Genomic DNA, 22,667 nt, shown 5'->3' on the forward strand with positions numbered 1-22,667 from the left:
CTCCTCACTCGCCTCACGCGTCGACCGCCCTGCCCAGGGCGGAGGCGCCTTTTCAACGGGACTAACCTTACGACCGTGAGTGAGCGTCCTGTGCATGCGGTGGTCCTCCCTCCGGGTCCCGCCCTGTTCGAGATGGTCCGCGAGGCGCTCCTCGGCGGCGGCCCGGCCCTGCTGCCCCTGGCCCCCGACCTGCCCGGGCCGGCGCTGCGCGCCACGCTCTCGGCCCTGCGTCCCACCCACGTGGTCACGGCGGAGGGGACACGGCGCTCGCCCGATGGCGTCCCGGCGCGCCACGGCACGGCGGTGATCATCTCCACCAGCGGCTCGACCGGGACGCCCAAGGGCGTGGAGCTGTCGGCGCGGGCCCTGACGGCGTCCGCGTCGGCCTCGCTGCGGCGGCTCGGCGCCGCGCCGGGCGAGCGGTGGCTGTGCTGCCTGCCCCCCTCACACGTCTCGGGGCTGACGCTGCTGGCCCGGTCCCTGGTGGCCGGTTCGGAGCCCGTGATCCACGAGCGCTTCTCCCCCGCCGCGGTGGCGGCGAGCGAGGTGAAGTTCGTCTCGCTGGTCCCCACACAGCTCAGGCGCATGGTCGACTTCGGCGCGGGCCTGGCGGGCGTCACCGTCCTGCTCGGCGGGGCCGCCGCCCCGCCCGGGCTGGTGGAGGCGGCCCGCGAGGCGGGCGCCCGGGTCGTGACGTCGTACGGCATGAGCGAGACGTGCGGCGGGTGCGTCTACGACGGCGTACCGCTCGACGGTGTGGAGGCCTCGGTGGGGGACGACGGGCGGATCCGCCTGGCCGGGCCGGTGCTGTTCTCGGGGTACCGGCTGCGGCCCGACCTGACGGCCGAGGCGCTCCAGGGCGGGCGGTTCCTCACCTCCGACGTCGGGGTGATGGAGGAGGGCCGGGTGCGGGTGCTGGGCCGGGTCGACGACGTCATCAACACCGGAGGCCGCAAGGTGGTGGCGGGGTCGGTGGCCGGTCTCCTGGCAGGCCACCCGGGGGTTCGTGAGGCGGTCGTCGTCGGCCGTCCCCACCCCGAATGGGGGGAGGAGGTGGTGGCGGTCGTGGTCGCCGCCGACCCGGCCACTCCCCCGGAGCTGTCCGATCTGCGCGAGCACGTGAAGAGCACGATGCCGGGCTACGCCGCCCCGCGGGCGCTGGCGCTGCTGGACCGGCTGCCGCTGCTGCCGAACGGCAAGCACGACCTGATGGCGATTCGTCGACATATTTCCGGTTTTGTTGGCACACGGGATCCTTCTTGACCACAATGTGCCGTCAAGGGAACCGGAAATCGCATCCAGTACGTCATAAGGACAGCTGGATCCAGGAAGGAACGCCTTGATGAACCCAACCCGCAAGATGTGGATCTCCGCCGGAGTGGCCGGTGTGGTCCTCGCCGGGGGTATCTCCGTCGCGGCGGCCGCCGCGTCGGGAAGGGTCGACGCGACCGACAAGGTCAGCCAGGAGACCGGAGGCCAGGCGACCTACGGCCCAGGCCAGGCTCCTGGGCAGATTCCCGGTCCTGACGTTCCCGCGAACGCCGAGCCCACCCGCTCCCCGAAGGAGTTCGTCGTCACCGACGGCGAGATGAACGCCGACCCGAAGAAGGTCGCGGAGTTCTGGACCGAGAAGCGCATGGAGAGCGCCGAACCTCTCCCGATCCCGGTCATCACCCCGGACAAGCCGGAGAAGAAGCAGGCCAAGTAGCATCGGCGGGCTTCACGGACGGCGGGTCGCCACAGGGCGGCCCGCCTTTCGCTTGTCTCCGGCCGTGTCGATCTCCTCGTCCTGGGAAGAGGGGCCGTGACCAGCCAAGACGAACAGCCGATCAGGAGGCGCCCTGCCGGTGGGACACGGGTGGCGGGAACAAACCGCGCGCTGCGGCGTTATTGATACTGGTGCGCCGAACGCCGAACGCCGCGCCATCTCATCGACCAGACAGACGACTCCGTGACGGAGGAGGTGTGCTCATGCCCCGAACTGCCGTGGCGATCTCGACTGAGCGCGAGGGCGCTTCGACATCCCTCGCTCAGGTCCTCGACCGAGGGCGAGCGCAAGGTCACCTTTCCCTCGCGGAGCTCCGCGAGGCGTTCGCCTCGGCGCAGATCAGCCCCGCCCAGGGGCGCTCGATCCTGCGCGAGCTGACCGAGGCCGGCGTGAGCCTGGCCGCGGAGGGCGAACCCACGCTGGGAGCCGCCGGGCCGGCGAGGAAGACCCGTAAGAGCACCACCACGAAGAAGACTACCGCGAAGAGCGCAATGACCAGCACCACGATGACGCCCGCGGAGACAGCGGGTACCACCGAGTCCCCTGAGCACCCCACCGAGTCCTCTCCCCGGCACACCGCCACCCGCCGTACCACCCGTAAGCGTGCCCAGACCGCCGCCGCCACGCAGGCCCCGCCCAAGGCGGCGCCGCCCGCCGGCGACGAGCACGCCGCCGAGCCCGACGACTCCTGGGAGGAGCCCGACGAGCAGGAGCTGCAGGGCGAGACCCTCGACCTCGACGACCAGTCGTCGGTCATGGGCGACTCGGTGCACACCTACCTCAAGTCCATCGGCCGGCGCACCCTGCTGACCGCCGCCGAGGAGGTCGAGCTCGCCAAGCGCATCGAGGCCGGCCTGTACGCCGAGCACAAGCTCGAGACCGAGACGCTGACCGACGAGCAGCGCACCGAGCTCGAGTGGGTCGCCGAGGACGGCAGGCGCGCCAAGGACCACATGCTGGAGGCCAACCTCCGGCTGGTCGTCTCGGTCGCCAAGAAGTACACCGACCGGGGCATGGCCCTGCTCGACGTGGTCCAGGAGGGCAACCTCGGCCTGATCCGCGCGGTGGAGAAGTTCGACTACTCCAAGGGCTACAAGTTCTCGACCTACGCCATGTGGTGGATCCGGCAGGCGATCCAGCGCGGCTTCGCCGACTCGGCCCGTACGATCCGGCTCCCGGTGCACGTGCTGGAGATGCTGTCGAAGCTGTCGCGCATCGAGCGCGACATGCACCAGCGCCTGGGCCGCGAGCCCACCCCCGAGGAGCTGGCCGTGGAGCTCGACAAGACTCCCGACCAGATCGAGGAGCTGCTGCGCACCAGCCGCCAGCCGATCAGCCTCAACGCCACGATCGGCGAGGACGGCGAGACCACCATCGGCGACCTCATCGAGGACGTCGACGCGCCGGAGGCCTCCGAGGTCGTCGACCGGCAGCTGCTCGGCGCGGAGCTGCGGGGCGTGCTGGAGAACCTGACGCCGCGCGAGGCCAAGATCATGGCCCTGCGTTTCGGCCTGATCGACGGCAAGCCGCACACGCTCGACGAGATCGGCAAGCACCTGGGGCTGACCCGCGAGCGGATCCGCCAGCTGGAGAAGGAGTCGCTGTCGAAGCTGCGCCACCCCAGCAACACCCGCCCGCTGCTCGACTGGGCCAGCTGACCGGCACCTCATCGGGGGCACGAGGCTCCCCGCGAACACCGGAGGCGACGGCCGACGGACCCCGAAGAGGGGGAGAGGTCTCCTCTCCCCCTCTTCGCATGCCGGTGCTCCTCCATGGCGAGGACCCCGCATGCGGGTCGTGCGCCCGGGTCAGCGGGCCGGAGCCGCCAGGGGACGGGGGACGCGGGCGATGCCGGTGAGGCGGTTGGCCTCGCGCAGCGTGCGCAGGCGGTCGACCTCCTGGGTCCACTTGGCGCCATCAGGGGTGGCGCGGCCCTTGCGCCGCCGGATGCGGTCGTCGTAGGCCTTCACGCCGAAGGTCGCCCGCTGGGCCGCCTCGGCGGCGCGCAGGGCGTCGGTCAGCGCCCGGTCGAAGGCCAGCCCGGCGGACCGCAGCTCCTCGGCCCCCGCCCGCTCCTGCTGTGCGCGCCGCAACCGGCCCTCGGCCTCGCGGGCCTTCTCGACCAGCTCCGCGAAGCTCTTCCCGACCTCTTGGTCGGCGTGGTGCCTGACCTCCGCCTCCCGGCTCACGCTCGGACGGAAAAACGCCATCGCCTGCCCTTTCTCGGCCACATCGCCGGTGATCCGGCGTTCGTTGCTTGCCATAGCGTACGCCGCCCCGCGGACACCTCGGTTCGCCGGTCGGCCGTAGTGGGACGGCAGGCGGGTGCGTTCCGCGGCGCGGCGCCCTTTACAAAGTAAGCCAACGTCTCGATCATGTCTTCCATGCCGGCGAAACGACCTCCCGTACCCCTGTCCCGCGAGCGCATCATCGACGCCGCCCTCCACATCGCCGACGGCCAGGGGCTGCGCCGGCTGACGATGCGGCGCCTGGGCGACGCGCTGCAGGTCGAGGCGATGGCGATCTACCACCACCTGCCCCGAGGCAAGGAAGCCCTGATGGACGCGCTCGCCGAGCACGTCACCACGGTCACCGTCGAGCCGGAGGGCGCGGCGAGCTGGCAGGAGGTCGCGCGGGCGTGGGCGCACGCGGCCCGCCAGGCCCTGCTGGAGCACCCGGGGGTGCTCGCCCTGGCCCTGACCAAGCCTCCGCAGGGCACGGCCCTCATGGCCATCAGGGAGCAGACCGAGCAACTGGCCGCCGCGGGACTCCCCGGTGCCGCTCACGCGGTGCGAAGCCTGCGGGCGTACGTGCTGGGCAGCGTCGCGGTGGAGATCCAGCGTTCGGACTGGGCCCTCGGGCCGGGCGACGATGACGACGAAGCCGGCTTCGCGGTGCCGGCACCGGCGGGTTCGCGGCCCGAACCGGCCGAGGAGGCCCTGGCGGCCTTCGAGAGGGGCCTCACGGCCCTGCTCAGCGGCCTTGCGCACACGTAACCTTTCGTTTATCTGTTCGGCGGCGAGTCGTGCTTGGACCGTTATCTTCCCTGCGGCAGGCTTGTGTCGCAGGTCACAGCGCCGAACCAGCCCGTTGGACCCCCTCCGACCCCCTAATCCAAGGATCGAAACCGTCCTAACGGGCTATGTCGCCCGCGTGTGACCCGCAGCACACTTACTCTGTAGGTGTGCGGAACAGCACACCCATGTCAACCACACGACGCCCGCTCCCGTCCAACGGGAGAGGGGCGATCGGCGCGGGCGAAAGCAGCGCGCCGCTCACCTCGCAGGGCAATCAGATCGAGAGAGAAAACCGGAGGCACGCCGATGTGCCCGCATGAGCCGTCCTGTCCGGAGTCGACCGCGCCGGACCGCGAAGCCGCCCGCACGATCGCGGCACACCCCGAGCAGGGGTGGAGCCTGCTGTGCAACGGCATCGTGCTTTTCGAGGACACGGGGGAGCTCCTGCCCGACGGCGCGATCATCGCACCGCACCGGCCAACCGACCTGGCCATCAGCGCAGCCTGAGATCACGGGAACCGGGGGCAGAGCCAGTCCGCCACGACCTCGCCCACCCGGGCGGGGTTCTTACTGAGATCGTGATCCTCACCGGGGAGCACGACCAGGCGTGCCGCGTCTTCGGCGTCCGGCACGCCGAACCTGTCGCGGTCACCGCTGACCGCGAGCACGTCCACGCCCGCGTCGCGCAACTCCGCGACGCGCGAGCGCTCGGGCCTGCCGGGCGGGTGCAGGGGGAAGGCGAGCGCGACCACCGCCCGCGCCCCCACCGCCCGGGCCGTACGGCAGGCGACCCTCGCCCCGTTGCTCCGCCCGCCCTGCGCGAGCGGCAGCCCCGGGAGCTTCTCCCTTATCGCCGCCACCAGCGCGACCCACGCCTCGTCCTGCTTGGCCGGTGATCCCGGCGCGCGGCCTCCTTTGACCCGGAACGGCTGCAGCACCCGCGCGACCGAGCCGCCGATCGCGACGACCGCGTCGCGCACGGCGAGCAGGTCGGCCGACTCCACTCCCCCGGCCGATCCGTGGGTGAGGACGAACAGGAACCGCGGGTCGGACACCTCGTCGAGCTCCACGATCGCCGGCCCGTGGGGCGTCGCGATGTGCATGGTCGCCACGGTATCGGGGGACGAGATCGATCCTCCTTCCGGGGGAGCCCCATCGCCGGGCCCGGTGTGCCAGATTGGTGATATGCCGGACAACCTGCCCCCGCGTGACGACCTCCGGGCCACCGTCGAGGCCCGCCGCGATCTGGGCCCCGAGTACGAGCCCGTGCTGATCGAGTCCTTCCTGGAGAAGCTCGACGCGGCGATCGAGGCGCGCGTCAGGGCGGAGGTGGCCGCCCGGGACGGCTACCACCCCTACCAGGCGCCCCAGGGACACCCCGGGCCGTACGCGCCGCCCCCTCCCCCGCGCAAGCAGAAGCAGGGCGACGCGACGATCCCCATCGCCCTCGGCTCGCTCGGCATCGGCGTGCCGCTGACGGCCATCGCCGCGACCCAGGCCGGACCGGCGGGGCTCTTCCTGGCCTGGACCGGCATCGTCCTGGTCAATATCGCCGCCGCCTTCGGCCGCCGCCGCCGCTAGGCCGCCCACCGCGCCGGCCGTCCCGCACCTGCCGCACCTCCACAATGGAGGCCATGGAGACCATGCCACGAGGCCGTACCGCCACCCCCTCCGTGGCCACGCCCGCCTCACACGCGCAGCCGGCCCGCGCCCGCCGATGACGACCCCACAGGACGGCGAGGAGCTCCGTGGGGGAACGGCGCGGGTAGCGCTGGCCGCCGCCCTCACCCTGACCGGCGGGGCGGCGTTGGCGTTCGCCGCCTACGGCGAGGGCGCCTTCAACAGTCTCTTGCTGGTCGGCGTACCGGGGCTGCTGGTGGCGTTGTTCGTGCTGCCGTCGCGGTCGGCGGCCCGTTCCCGCGCCCGGCGCCGGCTGGGCCGGTGGGCCGGCGCCCTGGTGGGCGGCGGACTGCTGCTCCTGGCCGTGACCACGCCGAAGTTCGCCGTGCCGGCGCTGTTCATCGCCGCGATGTACCTGGTGATCGGATGGCCGCTGGCCGCCTCCGCCGCCTGCGTGATGGCGGCCGCGGCCGTCCGCTCGATGTCGGCGGCGGGACCGCCGGCGCCGCGGCGGACGTGGGCGCGGCTGTCATGGACCTGGCTGCTCGGTCTCGTGGCCGCCTACGGTTACGGGCTCAGCCACTTCGACGACGCCATGGCGGACGTCAAGGACCGGGTGTGCCGCGTCGATCCCTCCGCCGGGCTCGCCGGGCACGGCGGCGGCCAGAGCCTGCTTCCGCTGGGTGACACCTCCTGCGGTGCCGACACGGTGCCCGGGTTCGTCAACCCGCTGCTGGCCGTCCTCGCCGTTCTCCTGGCGGTGTCCGTGACGGGCTACGCCAGGGCACGGCTCCGCGGGAGAGAGCGGCCTCGGCAAGCCCCGGAACCGCGGGGTCCCCGGACCTGAACCGGGGCCGCCCCGCCTGTCAGGCCTCGGGGACGACGGCGGGGTCGGTACGGTGGAGGCGGAGGCGGACCTGTTCGGACAGGTCCTCGTCGGGATGGTCCAGTCCGTAGGCCCACACCGCCTCGGCGTCGGCGTCGCGGCCGCGCAACGGCAGGGTGCGGGCCAGTAACTCGATGGCCAGGGCCGCGCCGTCGGGGTCGCCGGCGCTCTCGGCGGCCGCCGCGAACTCCCCGCAGGCCATGTCGAGGTGCGCCATGCCGAGCAGCACGCGCAGCCGTCCCGGGTCGGCGACGTCCGGCAGGTCGAGCGCTTCCAGCAGCACGTCGGCGGCCTGTCCCGGCTCGCCTTCCGACAGCAGGTGCTCGGCGAGGCGCTGCGCGGCGTGGGAGCCCACCCTGGGGTCTCGGGTGGCCAGGACCGCCCGCAGCGCCGCCTCGGCCTCCGCGTCGTCGCCCTGCTCGGCGGCGATGCGGGCGAGCGCCATGTGGGCGGCGGGCAGGTAGGCGGGGGTGCCGAGGCCGATCACGGCCTGCCAGGCGGCGCGGGCCTGGTCGGTGAGGTCCTCCTTCTCGAACCCGCGCGCCAGGTGGCAGGCCGCCTGGGCGGCGTACTCGGGGTGACCGGTCGCCAGGGCCGTACGGGCCGCGGCACGCGCGCCGGCGAGGTCGCCGCGCTGTTCCAGCACGACGGCGAGGCCGACGGCCGCCTGGGCACGGTCGGCCCCGTCCTCGTCGGCCACCAGATCGGCGAAGATCGCGGCCGCGGCCTCGAGCTCACCGCTCTCGGCCAGCCTCCGCGCGTCGTCGATCCGCCGGCCGGAGTCGACCTCGTGCGCCGCCATCGGGACCTCTCCTCCACCTGGAAACGAACCCCGGGCCTTGCGACGCGGGCGCGCCGTCCGCGCGCGACATATTATGCCGATCCGGACGGCGCGCCGAGGCCGCTCTCTCAGTCTTCGTACGCCTCCAGCGGAGGGCAGGAGCAGACGAGGTTGCGGTCGCCGTAGGCCTGGTCGATACGGCGGACCGGCGACCAGTACTTGGCGTCCCGCAGCGCCGGCACCGGGTAGGCCGCCTCGGTGCGGGTGTAGGGGTGGCTCCACTCGTCGGCGACCAGGCAGTCGGCCGTGTGCGGGGCGCCCCGCAGCGGGTTGTCGTCCTTGTCGTAGGCGCCGGAGGCGACCTTGGCGATCTCGGCCCGGATGGCGATCATGGCCTCGCAGAACCGGTCGAGCTCGGCGAGGTCCTCGCTCTCGGTCGGCTCGATCATCAGCGTGCCGGCGACCGGGAACGACATCGTCGGGGCGTGGAAGCCGTAGTCGATCAGGCGCTTGGCGACGTCGTCGACGGTGACGCCGGTCTCCTTGGTGATCTGGCGCAGGTCGATGATGCACTCGTGCGCCACCAGGCCCTCACGGCCGGTGTAGAGCACCGGGTAGTGCGGGGCGAGCCGCCGCGCGAGGTAGTTGGCCGACAGGATGGCCTGCTCGGTGGCCGCCCTGAGGCCGTCGGCCCCCATCATCCGCACGTAGGCCCACGAGATCGGCAGGATGCCCGCCGAGCCGTACGGCGCGGCCGAGACCGGGCCGACCGGGCTCTGCTCCAGCGGGTGGCCGGGCAGGTACGCCGCGAGGTGGGAACGGACCGCCACCGGCCCCACGCCGGGACCGCCGCCGCCGTGCGGGATGCAGAACGTCTTGTGCAGGTTCAGGTGGGAGACGTCGGCGCCGAATGCGCCCGGCTTGGCCAGGCCGACCAGGGCGTTGAGGTTGGCGCCGTCGACGTACACCTGGCCGCCGGCCTCGTGCACCTTGGCGCAGATCTCGGTGATGGTCTCCTCGTACACGCCATGGGTGGACGGGTAGGTGACCATGATGGCCGCGAGACGGTCGCGATGCTTCTCGATCTTGGCGGTGAGGTCGGAGACGTCGACGTTGCCCTCGTCGTCGCAGGCCACCACGACGACCCGCATGCCGGCCATGACGGCGCTGGCGGCGTTGGTGCCGTGGGCGGAGGACGGGATGAGGCAGACGTCGCGCTCGTGCTCGCCGTTGGCCCTGTGGTAGGCGCGGATGGCCAGCAGCCCGGCGAACTCGCCCTGGGAGCCGGCGTTCGGCTGCAGCGAGACGGCGTCGTAGCCGGTGACCTCCGCGAGCCAGCGCTCGAGGTCCTTGATCAGCTCGACGTAGCCCTCGACCTGGTCGGCCGGGGCGTAGGGGTGGATCCCGGCGAACTCGGGCCAGGTGATGGGCTCCATCTCGGTGGTGGCGTTGAGCTTCATCGTGCAGGAGCCGAGCGGGATCATGGAGCGGTCGAGCGCGATGTCCTTGTCCTGGAGCCTGCGCAGGTAGCGCAGCATCGCCGTCTCCGACCGGTGGGAGTGGAACACCGGGTGGGTGAGGTAGTCGGTGGTGCGCAGCAGCGAGGCCGGGAGGGCGTCGGAGGTGGCGGTGTCGAGGTCCTCGAGCACGACCTCCGTGAGCCCGAAGGCCGTCCAGACGGCGCGCAGCTGGTCGGCGCCGGTCTTCTCGTCGCAGCTGACGCCCACGTGGTCGGCGTCGACGAGGCGCAGGTTGACGCCGTTGTCGCGGGCCGCCGCGACGACGTCCGCGGCCCGGCCGGGCACCCGGGCGAGGACGGTGTCGAAGAAGTCGTCGTGCACGATCTCGACGCCGCCGTCGCGCAGTCCCGCCGCCAGCACGGCCGCGTGGCGGTGGGTGCGCTGGGCGATGCGCTTGAGTCCCTCGGGGCCGTGGTAGACGGCGTACATGCCGGCGATCACGGCGAGCAGCACCTGGGCGGTGCAGATGTTGCTGGTGGCCTTCTCGCGGCGGATGTGCTGCTCGCGGGTCTGCAGGGCCAGGCGGTAGGCGGGCCGGCCGTCGGCGTCCTGCGACACGCCGACCAGGCGGCCGGGCATCTGCCGCTGCAGGCCCTCGCGTACCGACATGTACGCGGCGTGCGGGCCGCCGAAGCCGAACGGCACGCCGAAGCGCTGGGAGGAGCCGACGGCGATGTCGGCGCCCAGCGAGCCGGGGGCCTCCAGCAGGGTGAGCGCGAGCAGGTCGGCGGCGGCGACGACCAGGGCGCCGCGCGCGTGGGCCTCGTCGGCCAGGGCCCGGAAGTCGGTGACCTTGCCGCTCGCGCCGGGGTACTGGACCAGCACGCCGAACAGCTCGCCCTCGGGCAGGCCGGCGGACAGGTCGGCCTCGGCCAGCTCGATGCCGAGCGGCTCGGCGCGGGTGGCCAGCACGGCCTTGGTCTGCGGGAGCGCGTCGGCGTCCACGACGAAGACCGGGCTCTTGGCGCGGCCGGCGCGGCGGGCCAGGGTCATGGCCTCGGCGGCGGCGGTGGCCTCGTCGAGCAGGGAGGCGCCGGCGACGTCGAGCCCGGTGAGGTCGGCGACGACGGTCTGGAAGTTCAGCAGGGCCTCCAGGCGCCCCTGCGAGATCTCCGGCTGGTAGGGGGTGTAGGCGGTGTACCAGCCCGGGTTCTCCAGCAGGTTGCGCCGGATGACGGCCGGGGTGATCGTGTCGTGGTAGCCGAGGCCGATCATCGAGGTGAGCACGCGGTTGCGGGAGGCGAGGGCCCGCAGCTCGGCGATGGCCTCGGTCTCGCTCGCGGCCTCGGGCAGGTCGAGCCGTCCCTCCGCGCGGATGACCTCGGGGACCGCCACGGCGATCAGGTCGGCGACCGAGGCGTAGCCGACGGCCTCGAGCATGCGCGCCTGGTCGGCGTCGGCGGGGCCGATGTGCCGGGTGGCGAAGGGCGAAGCGGAGAGGTCGCGAAGCGGTGACCGATCGGTCATGTGGCCCTCCTGAAGGGGTAGAGACCGGGCGCTGAGCGCGCGCGTATGCCGGATCTCCCCCTCTGTCAGCGCGACAACGTCATCGCGACCTGAGAGCTTCATCCCGTGTGAGGGGATTTGCACCGTCGGTGAGACACGCCTGGCGGGCACGCCTACTTTCCAGAGTCGCCTCGCCTGTGCGGTACATGGGCCTGAGAGATTCCGGGGAGGTTGCTCCTTCGGCGCCCCGGACGTCGGACCGGCGCCGCGTGGCGCGCGGTACCGGCCGTGCCGGGGACTCTCCCGCACAGGGTCATAAGCACTTGGGTCAATGCTACCGTCCCGCCTCGCACAAGGGGTTACCCCTATAGGCGGGTTTGCCGGGTTTTATCCCTGACCTGCGGGTTCCAGGTGGATCATCCCTGCCCTCGCGGGCCTCAGCCCGTCTTGCGGGCCTTCCTGCGCCGAGCCAGCTCGTCACCCGGGTGCTCCTCCATGGAGTCACGGTCGGCCGGCTCCGCGCGTTCCCCCGGCAGCTCCGCCAGGGACCCCTCGACCTCGCGCCACACTCCGCCAAGGGCGATGCCGAACACGCCCTGGCCGCCCTCCAGCAGGTCGATCACCTCGTCGGCCGAGGTGCACTCGTAGACGCTCACGCCGTCGCTCATCAAGGTGATCTGCGCCAGGTCGTTGACCCCCCGCTGCCGCAGATGCTGCACGGCGGTGCGTATCTGCTGCAGGGAGACCCCTGTGTCGAGCAGGCGCTTGACCACTTTCAGAACGAGGATGTCGCGGAAGCTGTACAGGCGCTGGGAACCGGACCCGTGCGCCGCCCGCACCGACGGCTCGACGAGCTGCGTGCGCGCCCAGTAGTCGAGTTGACGGTAGGTGATGCCGGCCGCCGAGCACGCCGTCGGGCCGCGGTATCCCACGTCGGCGGGCAGTGACGCCGGCCGCTCGTCGAACAACAGGCCCTGCTCACCCGCGCGCTCGCGCGCCGACTGGCGCTGCGCTGGATCGTGCTGGCCGGCCGTCTTACCCTCGCCGCTGCTGACCGCCACTGCGGACCTCCGGCTTTCTCTCATCCCACGGTCTGATCTGGGGGTTCGTGAATTACAACCGTGGGTTCCCTTGCACCGTAGGACCGGCGCGATGCTCAGTCAACGATCCCGCCCGGCGCGTCGTGAAGCGTAAATGCCCGATATGGCTAACCCGCACGGCCGAAGTCCTCGGGCGTGATCGTGTCCAGGAACTCGCGGAACTTCTCGACCTCGTCCTCCTGGTCGTCGGGAATGATGACTCCGGCCTCGCGCACGACATCCTCACTGGCGAAGATGCCGGCGCCGGTGCGAAGGGCCAACGCGATCGAGTCGGACGGGCGCGCGCTCACCTCGACCCCGTTGGAGAACACCAGGTCGGCGAAGAAGATCCCGTCGCGCAGCGCCACGATGTTGACCGCCTGCAGCCGCACGCCGAGAGCGTCTATGACGTCCTTGAACAAGTCGTGGGTGAGCGGCCGCGGCGGCGGCTCCTCTGCCTGCGCCAGTGCGATGGCCGTGGCCTCGGTCATCCCAATCCAGATAGGCAGATAACGTTCACCCTTCGCCTCCTTGAGCAGGACGATGGGCTGGTTGGAGGGCATCTCTACCCGGACCCCCACGACCTCCATCTGCAACACAGGCTGCTCCGTCTCATTGGGTCGCCGGCCCGCTGCGGGCCTGTTCCCTTGCGGCTCTCGGCTCGCGGCGTGACCATCGCCGCAAAATTCAACGTAACATCCCCGCGCCCTGAAATGTCCGGGCGCCTCCGTCACCGGCCGAGAATGCCACGCAGACTGCTACGGACCAGGGCGGTGCGGAGTTCAGCCAGCAGACCGGCCAGCTCTCTTGCGGTCTCCTCGGCCTGCCCGGTGGCGCCGGGGGCACGGCGGCGCAGCAGCGGCGCCACCGCCTGCTCGACCAGGCCGGCCTCCCGCTCGGCCGCGGCCTTGAGCACCCGCAGATGGCGGGGGTGCAGCCCGAACCGCGCCAGCGCGCCGGAGGCCCGGGCCACGGTGAGCGCCTCGGCGTCGTACCACCGGGCGACGGGGGTGAGCAGGCCGAAGTCCTCGAGCTCGGCGAGGGTCTCCTCGTCGAGCTCGGCGGCCCTGAGCAGCTCGGCCCGGCTCAGCCGGACCTCGGGCACCGGGGCGTCGGCCCCGACGGCCCTGGGCCGCCCCCCGGGACCGTTCCCGTCGCGCTCCGCGGTGTCGAGGTGATCCTTGATCACGCGCAGCGGCAGGTAACGGTCACGCTGGGCGGTGAGGATGTAGCGCAGGCGCTCGACGTCGGCGTGGGTGAACTTGCGGTACCCCGACGGGGAGCGCTGGGGCTCGATGAGCCCCTCGCCCTCGAGGAAGCGGATCTTGGAGACGGTGACGTCGGGGAAGTCCGCCCGCAGGATCTCGAGGACCTCCCCGATGCTCATGAACGCCCTCGCGGCCTGCGCGCTCATCACCGTTCCTCCTCACCCACGCGTGAGGAACACCAGCCGGAACTTGCCGATCTGCACTTCGTCACCGCCCGACAGGGGAAGCTCCTCGATGCGCTCCCGATTGACATAGGTGCCGTTGAGGCTGCCGACGTCACGGGCGGTGAAGTAGTCACCCCGCCTGTAGAACTCGGCGTGCCTGCGCGACACGGTCACATCGTCGAGGAAGATGTCGCTCTCCGGGTGGCGACCCGCCGTGGTGAGATCACTGTCGAGCAGGAAACGACTCCCGGCGTTGGGCCCCCGCATCACGACCAGCAGGGCCGTACCGGGTGGCAGCTGCTCGACGGCCGCCCGATCAGGGATGAGCGTCTGGCCTGTCGTCTCACTGTCCATCGCCTCGATCCCGCTGAGCGAGATCGTGGAGGTGGTGTCCCCTGGCGTGTTCTCGACACGACTCAGCGGCGACCCGCAGCGTGAGCAGAAACGGGCGTCGTCAGGGTTGGCATGACCGCACTGCGTGCAGTAGACGCTCGGCATCGATCGGCTCGGCCTCCTACCGCGAAGTCGCGGCGACGGTGCTCTGGGCGGCGTGCCTCGATTCTTCGCTTCTCATGGTTGCTCAGACTGCGAATGCCGCAACTTACGCTGATGAGACGCAAAGGTCAAGATGAGGGCAGGCTCGCGGGGACGGACATGCTGCTGGTGAGGCTCGCTCGGGTCCTCGCTGACGGGGGCTCGCGTGTGCTCCTGACGGCGCTCGCCCTCCTTCCGTCCGACTCGGCTCGCCGCGCCGGTCCAAAGTTACCGCCCGCGCCGCCCTCCGGTCCATTCGGCACGCCGTCGAATGTGATCGGAAAGGCCGTTCCGGACATGACGGTCGGCCGGCCGGGCGCCCCTGCCGGGGTGCGGCGCCCGGACGGCGGGGTCACCGGTGTCAGTTGCCGACCGCCTGCTCCACGACCCGGGCCCAGCGCTCCAGCAGGCTCTGGGCCACGTCGAGGTCCTCGCCCTCGGCCCACAGGTGGGTCACGGCCTCGGCGGGGTCGGGCAGGATGAGCGCCCAGCCGCCGTCCTCCTCGACCACGCGCACGCCGTCGGTGGTGTCGAGCCGGTAGCCGTCGGCGGCCTCCACCACCGACCTCATGACCGCCCCCTTGGCGGCCCACGGCGTTGGCACGGTGCGCTTGAGCATCTTGGCCTGGGGGATGCGGGCGTCGATCTGGCTGAGGGACAGCCGGGTGCGCGCCACCAGGCCGAGCAGCCGCAGGAAGGCGGCCAGGCCGTCGACCGTCGGGGCGAACTCCGGGACGATGAAGCCGCCCCGCCCGTCGGCCGCGAAGATCAGCTCGGGGTCGGCGGCCGCGGTGGTGAGGGCGTCCAGGGCGGTGGAGGTCCACTGCACCTGCGCGCCGTGGAACCGGCACACCTGCTCGGCGACCCGGGTGGTGGTCACGGGCAGGGCCACCCGCCCTCCCTGCCGCTCGGCGGCCACCAGGTCGAGGACGACCAGCTGCGCGCGCTCCTCGCTGATCAGCTGGCCCATCTCGTCGACCAGGGAGATGCGCTCCCCCACCGGGTCGAAACGGACCCCGAACGCGGCCCTGGAGGACGCCACGAGGTCGGCCAGGCGCTGGAGGTCCCTGCGGCGCTCGGCGAGCGTCTCGGTGGGCGAGGCGTCGTCCAGGCGGTTGTTGACGGTGAGGACGTCGACGCCGACCCGGCCGAGCAGGCTCGGCAGCACCAGCGAGGAGGTGCCTCCGGCACAGTCGATCACGACCTTCATCTCGGCGTCGCGCACCCCGCTCATGTCGATCCAGCGCAGCAGCTCGCGCGTGTAGTCCTCGACCGCCCGCGCGGGGAAGCTGAGCTCGGCGATCTCTCCGGGGAAGGCGCGGCGGAACTCCTGGCGCGAGAAGACGCGTTCCAGCTTGCGCTGGGCGTTCTGGGAGAGGTCGGCGCCGTTCTCGTCCATGAAGATGATGTCGACGCTCTGGGGGTCGCCCGGGGTGGTGCGCAGCGCGATGCCTCCGGAGGCGTGCTCGTTGGAGGTGTGGAAGCGCGCGACCGGCAGCGGGGCGGCCTCCAGGTCGAGCACGTTGATCGCGCCGGCGGTGAGCGCGCTGATGACCGCCCTCTTGAGGGCGCGGGCGGCCCGCGAGGAGTCGCGGGAGGTGATGACCGACACCCCCTTCTTGAGGGTGGTGGCGTAGGCGCTGGCGAGGCGGACGCACAGCTCGGGGGTGATCTCGACGTTGACCAGGCCCGAGACGCCGCGCGGCCCGAACAGGCTGCGCTGGCCGCGCGACTCCCAGATGACGCTGGTGTTGACGACGGCGCCGGCCTCGATGGTCTTGAACGGGTAGATCTTGACGCCGGAGGAGACGTAGGCCTCGGCCTCGATCACGCACTCGTCGCCGACGACGGCGTTCTCCTCGATGCGGGCGCCGGTCATCACGTCGGTGTTCTTGCCGATCACGCAGCCGCGCAGGTGGGCGCTCGGCCCGACGTAGACGTTGTCGTGGACGACGGCGCGGTGCAGGAAGGCGCCCTCCTTGACCACGACGTTGTCGCCGAGGACGGTGTACTCGCGAAGCTCGGCGCCCGCCTCGACCTTGGCGTAGCCGCCGATGTAGAGGGGGCCCTTCAGGATGGCGTCGGGATCGACGGACGCGCCCTCGGCGACCCAGACGCCCGGGGAGACCTCGAAGCCGTCGGCGTCCAGCTTGACCCGCCCCGACAGGGCGTCGGCCTGGGCCTTGAGGTAGCTCTCGTGGGTGCCGACGTCCTCCCAGTAGCCGGCGGCGACGTAGCCGTACAGGGGGGCGCCGCGGGCCAGCAGCTTGGGGAAGACGTCGCCGGACCAGTCGACGGGCACGCCGGGGGCGACCTCGTCGAGGACCTCGGGCTCCATGATGTAGATGCCGGTGTTGACGGTGTCGGAGAAGACCTGGCCCCAGGTGGGCTTCTCCAGGAAGCGCTGCACCCTGCCCTGCTCGTCGACGATGATGATGCCGAACTCCAGAGGGTTCGGGACGCGCTTGAGGCCGATGGTGACCAGGGCGCCGTTCTCCTCGTGGAACCTGATCATGTCGGTCAGGTCGATGTCGGTGAGGGCGTCGCCCGAGATCACCAGGAAGCGCTCGTCGCGGAGCTTGTCGGCGGCGTTCTTGACGCTGCCCGCCGTGCCGAGGGGGATCTCCTCGGTGGCGTAGTGGAGGCTCATGCCGAGCTCGTCGCCGTCGCCGAAGTAGTTGCGCACCAGGGCCGCCAGGAACTGCACGGTGACCACCGTCTCGGTGAAGCCGTGCCGTTTCAGCAGGCGGAGCACATGCTCCATGATCGGCCGGTTGACCACGGGGAGCAGGGGTTTGGGCTGGTTCGCGGTCATCGGCCGGAGCCGAGTCCCCTCACCGCCCGCCATCACGACGGCCTTCACAGATCACCCTCCCGGCTGTTCCGACACGGTGGGCGCGCGGCCGTGCTCGCTCGTGCAGTCGCCGTGGGACCACACCGGGGCGGGCCCACGATCGATCATGCCCGGCTCGCCCCTCCGATGAGCCGGCGCCCCTGAACCACGTACAGCGCCCCCGCCCACCAATACAGACCTGTTCCCCAGATGGCAAAGGCCCACCCCAGGATCCGGGCCGCTTCGGCGTACCAGCCGTCGTGCGAGGCCAGGAAGAGCAGAGGGAAGGCGTACAGCAGGCCGGCGGTCGCCGCCTTGCCGAGGAAGTGGACGGGCAGGGCGGGGCCGAAACCGTGCCTGCGCAGCACCGGGACGCCGAGCAGGAGCAGGACGTCCCTGGCGACGATCAGGGCGGTCAGCCACCACGGGATGACCTCGCGCAGCGTCAGGCCGATCAGCGTGGCCAGGATGTACAGCCGGTCGGCGACCGGGTCGAGTAGCCTGCCGAGCCTGCTCGTCTGGTTCCACGCACGGGCGAGCTTGCCGTCGAGCCAGTCGGAGAACCCGGCCAGCATCAGCAGCACCAGCGCCCAGGCGTCGGCCTTGGGGCCGAGCACCAGCCACAGGAACACCGGCACGCCGAGCAGCCGGAGCATGCTCAGAACATTCGGAACCGTCCAGATCCGGTCCTCCGCCGATTTCACCCGTGACTCCCCTCGTCAGCCTGGTGCCGACCCTACCGGGCGTGGCCGGGACGGCGGCGCGGGGCGAGGCCGTATGGTGAAGGAAGGCCGCGTTCGCGACGTCTTCCCGTATTTCTTCGACCGAAGGCGGCATCCTTCTCTGGGAGGACATGGCATCCTCCTGAAGACGATGAGATCGTTCGGACGGCGGAAGCGAGCAAAGCGTTTTGTTCCTTAAGGTCACTGCCATGGCCAACGACACAGCTCTTTTCTTCGGGCAGTTCATGCGTTCGCCCGGCACCACGGGTGCGGTGGCGCCGAGTTCGCGCCGCCTGGCGCGACTGGTCACCACGCCGGTCCCCGAGAAGGGCGACCCGGTGATCGTGGAGCTGGGGCCGGGCACGGGGGTGTTCACCGACGAGATCCAGCGGCGGCTCGGCGGGCGCGGCGACCATCTGGCCGTCGAGATCAACCCGCGGCTGGCCGCGCGGCTCGCCGACCGTCACCCGGCGGCCAAGATCGTCGTCGCGGACGCCGTGAACCTCCCGCAGCTTCTCGCCAAGCACGGCCACGAGCGGGCCGACGTCGTCGTCAGCGGCCTGCCCTGGGCCGCCTTCCCCGGCGAGCTGCAGGACCGGCTGCTCGAGGCGATCATCGGCACCCTGTCCCCCGAAGGGGCCTTCACGACCTTCGCCTACGTGCACGCCCGCACCCTTCCCCCGGCCCTGCGCTTCCGGCGCCGCCTGCTGGAGAGGTTCGAGGAGGTCGTGGCGAGCCGCACCGTGTGGGGGAACGTCCCTCCGGCCTTCGTCTACCACGCGCGGCGGCCGCGTCACTGACCACCGCCCGCTCCGTACCGGCACCCGGCGGGCCGCGACAATGAACCGAACTTCGTTCTACCATTGCGCGGCGAACGGGAATGGAGTGATCACGGTGGACTTCACGCTTCCGGAGAGCGCCCGCGGCGTCCAGGAGGGCATCGCGGCCATCTGCTCCCGCTACGACATGGATTACTGGCAGCGTTGCGAGGCCGAGAAGCGCTGGCCGGAGGAGGTCTGGGCCGAGCTGGCCAAGGGCGGCTGGCTCGGCCTGGCGGTCCCCGAGGAGTACGGCGGCGCGGGCCAGGGCCTGCTGGAGCTGGCCGTGGCCACCGAGACGCTGTCGGCGTCCGGCTCGGCCGGAGGGTCGGCGTTCACCTATGTGCTCACCCCCGGATTCGGCGCGCTGACGGTGACGCGCCACGGCTCCGCGCAGCAGAAGCAGGCCCTGCTCCCCAAGCTGGCCACCGGCGGGATCGAGACGTGCTTCGCGCTCACCGAGCCCGACGCCGGGTCCAACTCGCTCGCCATCTCCACCTTCGCCCGGCGGGACGGCGGCGAGTACGTCGTCAACGGCCAGAAGATCTGGATCACCGGTGTCCAGCGGGCCACGTGGATGCTGCTGGTCACCCGGACCGTCCCGGCCGCCGAGGCCAGGCCGCGCACCCACGGGCTGACGGTCTTCCTGGTGAACGTCCCCGAGGCCGTCGCCGCCGGGCGGCTGTCCTACCGGCCGATCCCGAAGATGGGCGCCAACACCACTCCGTCGAACATGGTGTTCTTCGACGACCTGCGGGTTCCCGCCGAGAACGTGCTCGGCGAGGTCGACCAGGGGGCCGTCGTGCTGTGGGACATCCTCAACCCCGAGCGGATCCTGCTGGCCGCCAGCGCCCTGGGCGGGGCGGAGGTCGCGCTGCGGGTGGCGGTGTCCTACGCCAGGGAGCGCGAGGTGTTCGGGCGGCCGATCGGCGCCAACCAGGCCATCGCGTTCCCGCTGGCCCAGGTGAAGGCGAAGATCGAGCTGGCGCGCCTGATGCTCTACAAGGCGGCCTGGCTGTTCGACCGGCACCTGCCGTGCGGCGCCGAGGCCAACATCGCCAAGCTCACGGCCTCCCAGGCGGCCTGGGAGGCCGCCGACCGCGCCTTCCAGACCCACGGCGGTATGGCGTACTCCCTGGAGTACCCGGTGGCCCGGCTGCTCGCCGACGCCCGGATCGGCAAGGTGGCGCCGGTGACCGAGGAGCTGCTGCTCAACCACATCGCGACGCAGGTCCTCGGCCTGCCCAGGAGCTTCTAGAGGCGGCGCGGTGCCCGCCTCAGGGCATCGCGGCCTCGACCAGGGCGTCGACCAGGCGGTTGTCGTCCCCGCGCTCGGGGTGCCACTGGACGCCGACGCAGAACCTGTGCCCCTGCAGCTCCACGCCTTCGACGATCTGGTCGTCGGCCCACGCCACGGCCATCAGGCCGTCGCCGAGCCGGCGGAGCGCCTGGTGGTGGGGGGTGGAGACCTCGATGCGGTCGCCGACGGCCTTGCCGACCTTGCTCGACACGCTCACCTGGATGAGGTGCGGCGTGGTGGCGGCGTGCCGCTCGTGGTGGACGGCGTCGGGCAGCCACGGGATGAGGGTGCCGCCCAGGGCGACGTTGATGACGTGCAGGCCGCGCGAGACCCCGAGCAGCGGGACGTCGGCCTGGATCGCCGCCTTGGCGAGCGCGACCTCGAAGGCGTCGCGCCGGGGGTGCGGCTCGTCGAGCCTGTCGTCGCGCTGCTCGCCGTACACCTCGGGATCGACCTCCAGCCCGCCGGCCAGGATCAGGCCGGACAGCCCCCGCAGGTAGCCGTCGATGGCCCCCGTGCTGAGCGGGGGCACCAGCACCGGGGCGCCTCCGGCCCGGTCCACGGCCTTGGCGTAGGCCGGGGGCGAGATCAGCGCCTCCCGGACCCAGGTGCCCCAGCGGGCGGCGTCGAAATATGTGGTGATACCGATCAGCGGTCGGGGCATGCGGTCTCCAGGGGCTCGCGAGAGGTCGTGCCGCCGTGTGGCGGCGGCACCCGGCCCATTTACGGTGGCTAGCCAATCATGGCGCAGATCATTTCGGGTATGTCACCTATCCCGGTATCAGTCGCGTCACTTTCGTCCGGTTTTCCACCCGTCGTCCCGTCCTGTCGCCGCAGAGCCCGGCGACCGTGTACGGGCCGCCGCTCACGCACCCGCGCGCCGGCCGCCGGCGGCGGGCAGGGCGGGCCGGGAAATGCCTTCGGACAAATATGAATGCGATTCTCTTTCACTTCACGCCCCCCACTCCCTACAGCGCTCATTACCGAGAATAATCACGCAATTACCAACAGTTCGCTTTCAGTGCACCTTGTGCGGAAACGGTTGTGGGGCCCATGAGGGAATGGAAGACTCCAATTCGAGCGATCGGCCGAGCCGGGACCGGCGGGCGCTCGACCCGGAGCCTCAGGGAGGAGAAACAACCAGATCGGATATACGATCCGATCTATTAGGGTGGCGTCGACCAAATGTCGTTGAATCCGCGTCTCGTCAAAGAAAGCTTCTCAGCCATCCAGCCCGTGATGGGCAAGGCCGTCGCCTACTTCTACGGCCGGCTGTTCGCTGAGAACCCGCATCTGCGGAGCATGTTCCCTCCCGCCATGGACCTCCAGCGCGACCGCCTGTTCGGGGCGCTCACCCGGATCGTCTGGAGCCTGGACAGCCCCGAGGGCCTCGGCTCCTACCTGGCCCAGCTCGGCAGGGACCACCGCAAGTACGGCGTCGTCCCCGAGCATTACACGGCCATCGGCACCGCGCTCCTCGCCACGATCAGGCGCTTCTGCGGCGACAGCTGGAGCGCCGAGGTCGAGGCCGCCTGGGTCGCCGCCTACACCGCCGCCGCCACCATCATGATCGAGGCGGCCGAGGCCGACGCGGGGACCTCTCCCGCCTGGTGGCTGGCCGAGGTGGTCGACCACGAGCGGCGCACCCCCGACATCGCCGTCATCACCCTGCGGCCGGGCGTCCCCATGCCGTTCGTCCCGGGGCAGTACGTCAGCGTGCAGACCGCGCGCTGGCCCAGGGTGTGGCGCACCTACTCCATCGCCAACGCGCCCCGCCCCGACAACACCCTCCGGCTGCACGTGCGGGCCGTCGGCGGCGGCTGGGTCAGCGGCACGCTCGTCACGCACACCCGGGTGGGTGACACCGTCCTGGTCGGCCCCCCGATCGGCACCCTGGCCCCGCCCGAGGGCGACTCCCCCCGCGACATCCTGTGCGTCGCCGGGGGCACCGGGCTCGCCCCCCTCAAGGCGGTCGTCGAGCACGTCATCGCCTCCGGCCGCCGCCCCAACATCCACCTGCTGGTGGGCGCCCGCACCGCGGCCGAGCTGTACGACCTGCCCGACCTGATCGCCATGGAGGCCCGCTACCCCTGGCTGCGGGTGGTGCCGGTGGTGTCCGACGAGCCGTCCTACGACGGCATGCGCGGCCCCCTGCCCGACGTCGTCCAGCGCTTCCACTCCTGGGCCGACCACGAGGTCTACGTCTGCGGGCCGCCGGCGATGGTCGGCGAGACCGTCCGTCGGCTGCAGGAGGACGGGGTGCCGCTCTCGCGGATCCACCGCGACACCGTGCGGGGCGAGCCCTGAGGCCGCCCGCCTCCCTGGAACGGTCCCGCCCCCGCCAATCAGATATCGCAGGACGATCCCGGCGAACCGATCGGCAAATCCCGGGGAGCCCGGCGGCCGTCCCGCCGGCGTGACACCATGGTGGCGATCCGCGCGCAGCGGCCGAACAGTCGATCGGGCGAGACCACGCCGAGCCGGGGGGACAGGCGATGCGGGCCCGACACCGCGAAAGGAAGGGCGATGATGCAGGGCATGCTGCTCGCCGCCGACCGAAGGCGCCCCTCTCCCCACCCCTCCCCGGCGGTGCGCTGACTCCGATGGCCAAACCGGTCACGCTCGTGACGTTCGTGCTGCCCAGCACGCTGTGGCACTGGGGCTGCGGGGCGAGCGAGGTCCGCGTCTTCGCGGTGGCGGACGCCGACGACGCCCGCCCGACGCTCGGGGCCGCGCTGCACACCCTCCGGCGCACCCATCCGGGCCTGGAGAAGCGGTTGTGCGACGAGTACGGGGGGATCCGCCGTCACATCAGCATGTTCGTCTGCGGTGAGAACGCCCGCCGCCTCGGCGGCCTCGCCTGCGCCCTCCCCCCGGGCGCCGAGGTGTACGTCCTGCCGGCCCTGTGAGC

General features: G+C 71.6%; 22 protein-coding genes and 1 riboswitch. Of the genes, 11 read left to right on the forward strand and 11 right to left on the reverse strand.

What is annotated here, in order from left to right:
• The first annotated feature begins 75 nt into the window (after window positions 1-75).
• The 3 genes from KIK05_RS10220 (at window position 76) to KIK05_RS46765 (ending at window position 3,426) form a co-directional block, all read left to right on the forward strand.
• Entirely contained in the window at window positions 76-1,263 is a 1,188-nt protein-coding gene (locus KIK05_RS10220; protein WP_308249845.1) for an AMP-binding protein, read from the forward strand.
• A gap of 79 nt (window positions 1,264-1,342) precedes the next feature.
• Window positions 1,343-1,708: a hypothetical protein gene (locus tag KIK05_RS10225; RefSeq protein ID WP_214410360.1), complete on the forward strand. Its 366-nt coding sequence runs from the start codon at window positions 1,343-1,345 to the stop codon at window positions 1,706-1,708.
• Window positions 1,709-1,971: 263 nt separating this feature from the next.
• Complete coding sequence (locus KIK05_RS46765; protein ID WP_250562520.1) at window positions 1,972-3,426, forward strand: RNA polymerase sigma factor; 1,455 nt, start codon at window positions 1,972-1,974, stop codon at window positions 3,424-3,426.
• A gap of 150 nt (window positions 3,427-3,576) precedes the next feature.
• Here KIK05_RS46765 and KIK05_RS10235 read toward each other — a convergent pair whose 3' ends face one another.
• Window positions 3,577-4,032, reverse strand: a complete 456-nt coding sequence (locus KIK05_RS10235) for a hypothetical protein (RefSeq protein ID WP_250562521.1) — start codon at window positions 4,030-4,032, stop codon at window positions 3,577-3,579.
• A gap of 120 nt (window positions 4,033-4,152) precedes the next feature.
• On the opposite strand from KIK05_RS10235, the gene KIK05_RS10240 reads away from it, so the two are divergent.
• Complete coding sequence (locus tag KIK05_RS10240; RefSeq protein WP_214410361.1) at window positions 4,153-4,764, forward strand: TetR/AcrR family transcriptional regulator; 612 nt, start codon at window positions 4,153-4,155, stop codon at window positions 4,762-4,764.
• A gap of 327 nt (window positions 4,765-5,091) precedes the next feature.
• On the forward strand, window positions 5,092-5,292 hold the full coding sequence (locus tag KIK05_RS10245; protein WP_214410362.1) for a DUF5999 family protein: 201 nt from the start codon (window positions 5,092-5,094) through the stop codon (window positions 5,290-5,292).
• Between the two features lie 2 nt (window positions 5,293-5,294).
• Here KIK05_RS10245 and KIK05_RS10250 read toward each other — a convergent pair whose 3' ends face one another.
• The gene (locus KIK05_RS10250) at window positions 5,295-5,888 is read right to left on the reverse strand and encodes an alpha/beta hydrolase family protein (RefSeq protein ID WP_214410363.1); all 594 of its coding nucleotides are present in this window, start codon (window positions 5,886-5,888) and stop codon (window positions 5,295-5,297) included.
• 82 nt (window positions 5,889-5,970) lie between these two features.
• Here KIK05_RS10250 and KIK05_RS10255 point away from each other — a divergent pair, with 82 nt between their 5' ends.
• Window positions 5,971-6,366, forward strand: coding sequence for a hypothetical protein (locus KIK05_RS10255; protein ID WP_214410364.1), 396 nt, complete (start codon window positions 5,971-5,973; stop codon window positions 6,364-6,366).
• A gap of 136 nt (window positions 6,367-6,502) precedes the next feature.
• A complete protein-coding gene (locus KIK05_RS10260; RefSeq protein ID WP_214410365.1) occupies window positions 6,503-7,252 on the forward strand; it encodes a hypothetical protein in 750 nt (249 codons plus the stop codon).
• A gap of 19 nt (window positions 7,253-7,271) precedes the next feature.
• On the opposite strand, the gene KIK05_RS10265 is transcribed toward KIK05_RS10260, so the two are convergent.
• From KIK05_RS10265 to clsA, 8 genes are all read right to left on the reverse strand, one after another.
• Window positions 7,272-8,093 (reverse strand): tetratricopeptide repeat protein, encoded by an 822-nt coding sequence (locus KIK05_RS10265; RefSeq protein ID WP_214410366.1) that lies wholly within the window; start codon window positions 8,091-8,093, stop codon window positions 7,272-7,274.
• A gap of 107 nt (window positions 8,094-8,200) precedes the next feature.
• Window positions 8,201-11,059 (reverse strand): aminomethyl-transferring glycine dehydrogenase, encoded by a 2,859-nt coding sequence (gene gcvP, locus KIK05_RS10270; RefSeq protein ID WP_214410367.1) that lies wholly within the window; start codon window positions 11,057-11,059, stop codon window positions 8,201-8,203.
• A 169-nt stretch (window positions 11,060-11,228) separates the two neighbouring features.
• Window positions 11,229-11,354: riboswitch (glycine riboswitch) on the reverse strand.
• A gap of 121 nt (window positions 11,355-11,475) precedes the next feature.
• Window positions 11,476-12,099 carry a MerR family transcriptional regulator gene (locus KIK05_RS10275; RefSeq protein ID WP_214410368.1) on the reverse strand — a complete coding sequence of 208 codons (624 nt, stop codon included), beginning with the start codon at window positions 12,097-12,099 and terminating at the stop codon, window positions 11,476-11,478.
• Between the two features lie 146 nt (window positions 12,100-12,245).
• Complete coding sequence (locus tag KIK05_RS10280; protein WP_214410369.1) at window positions 12,246-12,716, reverse strand: bifunctional nuclease family protein; 471 nt, start codon at window positions 12,714-12,716, stop codon at window positions 12,246-12,248.
• 131 nt (window positions 12,717-12,847) lie between these two features.
• Window positions 12,848-13,531 (reverse strand): transcriptional regulator FtsR, encoded by a 684-nt coding sequence (ftsR, locus tag KIK05_RS10285; RefSeq protein ID WP_214410370.1) that lies wholly within the window; start codon window positions 13,529-13,531, stop codon window positions 12,848-12,850.
• Between the two features lie 12 nt (window positions 13,532-13,543).
• Window positions 13,544-14,047 carry an FHA domain-containing protein gene (locus tag KIK05_RS10290; RefSeq protein ID WP_214410371.1) on the reverse strand — a complete coding sequence of 168 codons (504 nt, stop codon included), beginning with the start codon at window positions 14,045-14,047 and terminating at the stop codon, window positions 13,544-13,546.
• 397 nt (window positions 14,048-14,444) lie between these two features.
• On the reverse strand, window positions 14,445-16,946 hold the full coding sequence (locus KIK05_RS10295) for a mannose-1-phosphate guanyltransferase (RefSeq protein WP_214410372.1): 2,502 nt from the start codon (window positions 16,944-16,946) through the stop codon (window positions 14,445-14,447).
• Between the two features lie 95 nt (window positions 16,947-17,041).
• On the reverse strand, window positions 17,042-17,620 hold the full coding sequence (gene clsA, locus KIK05_RS10300; RefSeq protein WP_308249846.1) for a cardiolipin synthase ClsA: 579 nt from the start codon (window positions 17,618-17,620) through the stop codon (window positions 17,042-17,044).
• A gap of 227 nt (window positions 17,621-17,847) precedes the next feature.
• Here clsA and KIK05_RS10305 point away from each other — a divergent pair, with 227 nt between their 5' ends.
• Both KIK05_RS10305 and KIK05_RS10310 read left to right on the forward strand, forming a co-directional pair.
• Window positions 17,848-18,438 (forward strand): class I SAM-dependent methyltransferase, encoded by a 591-nt coding sequence (locus KIK05_RS10305; protein ID WP_214410373.1) that lies wholly within the window; start codon window positions 17,848-17,850, stop codon window positions 18,436-18,438.
• Between the two features lie 94 nt (window positions 18,439-18,532).
• A complete protein-coding gene (locus KIK05_RS10310) occupies window positions 18,533-19,714 on the forward strand; it encodes an acyl-CoA dehydrogenase family protein (protein WP_214410374.1) in 1,182 nt (393 codons plus the stop codon).
• Window positions 19,715-19,733: 19 nt separating this feature from the next.
• Here the strand turns inward: KIK05_RS10310 and KIK05_RS10315 are convergent, their stop codons facing one another.
• Entirely contained in the window at window positions 19,734-20,420 is a 687-nt protein-coding gene (locus KIK05_RS10315) for a gamma-glutamyl-gamma-aminobutyrate hydrolase family protein (RefSeq protein ID WP_214410375.1), read from the reverse strand.
• Between the two features lie 575 nt (window positions 20,421-20,995).
• Between KIK05_RS10315 and KIK05_RS10320 the strand changes: the two genes are divergently transcribed.
• Together KIK05_RS10320 and KIK05_RS10325 are read left to right on the forward strand one after the other, a co-directional pair.
• Window positions 20,996-22,063: a globin domain-containing protein gene (locus KIK05_RS10320; protein WP_250562523.1), complete on the forward strand. Its 1,068-nt coding sequence runs from the start codon at window positions 20,996-20,998 to the stop codon at window positions 22,061-22,063.
• A 296-nt stretch (window positions 22,064-22,359) separates the two neighbouring features.
• Entirely contained in the window at window positions 22,360-22,665 is a 306-nt protein-coding gene (locus KIK05_RS10325; protein ID WP_214410377.1) for a ubiquitin family protein, read from the forward strand.
• The last annotated feature ends 2 nt before the right edge of the window (window positions 22,666-22,667 follow it).

The organism is Sphaerisporangium fuscum, assembly GCF_018531465.1.
GTDB classification, from domain to species: domain Bacteria; phylum Actinomycetota; class Actinomycetes; order Streptosporangiales; family Streptosporangiaceae; genus Sphaerisporangium; species Sphaerisporangium fuscum.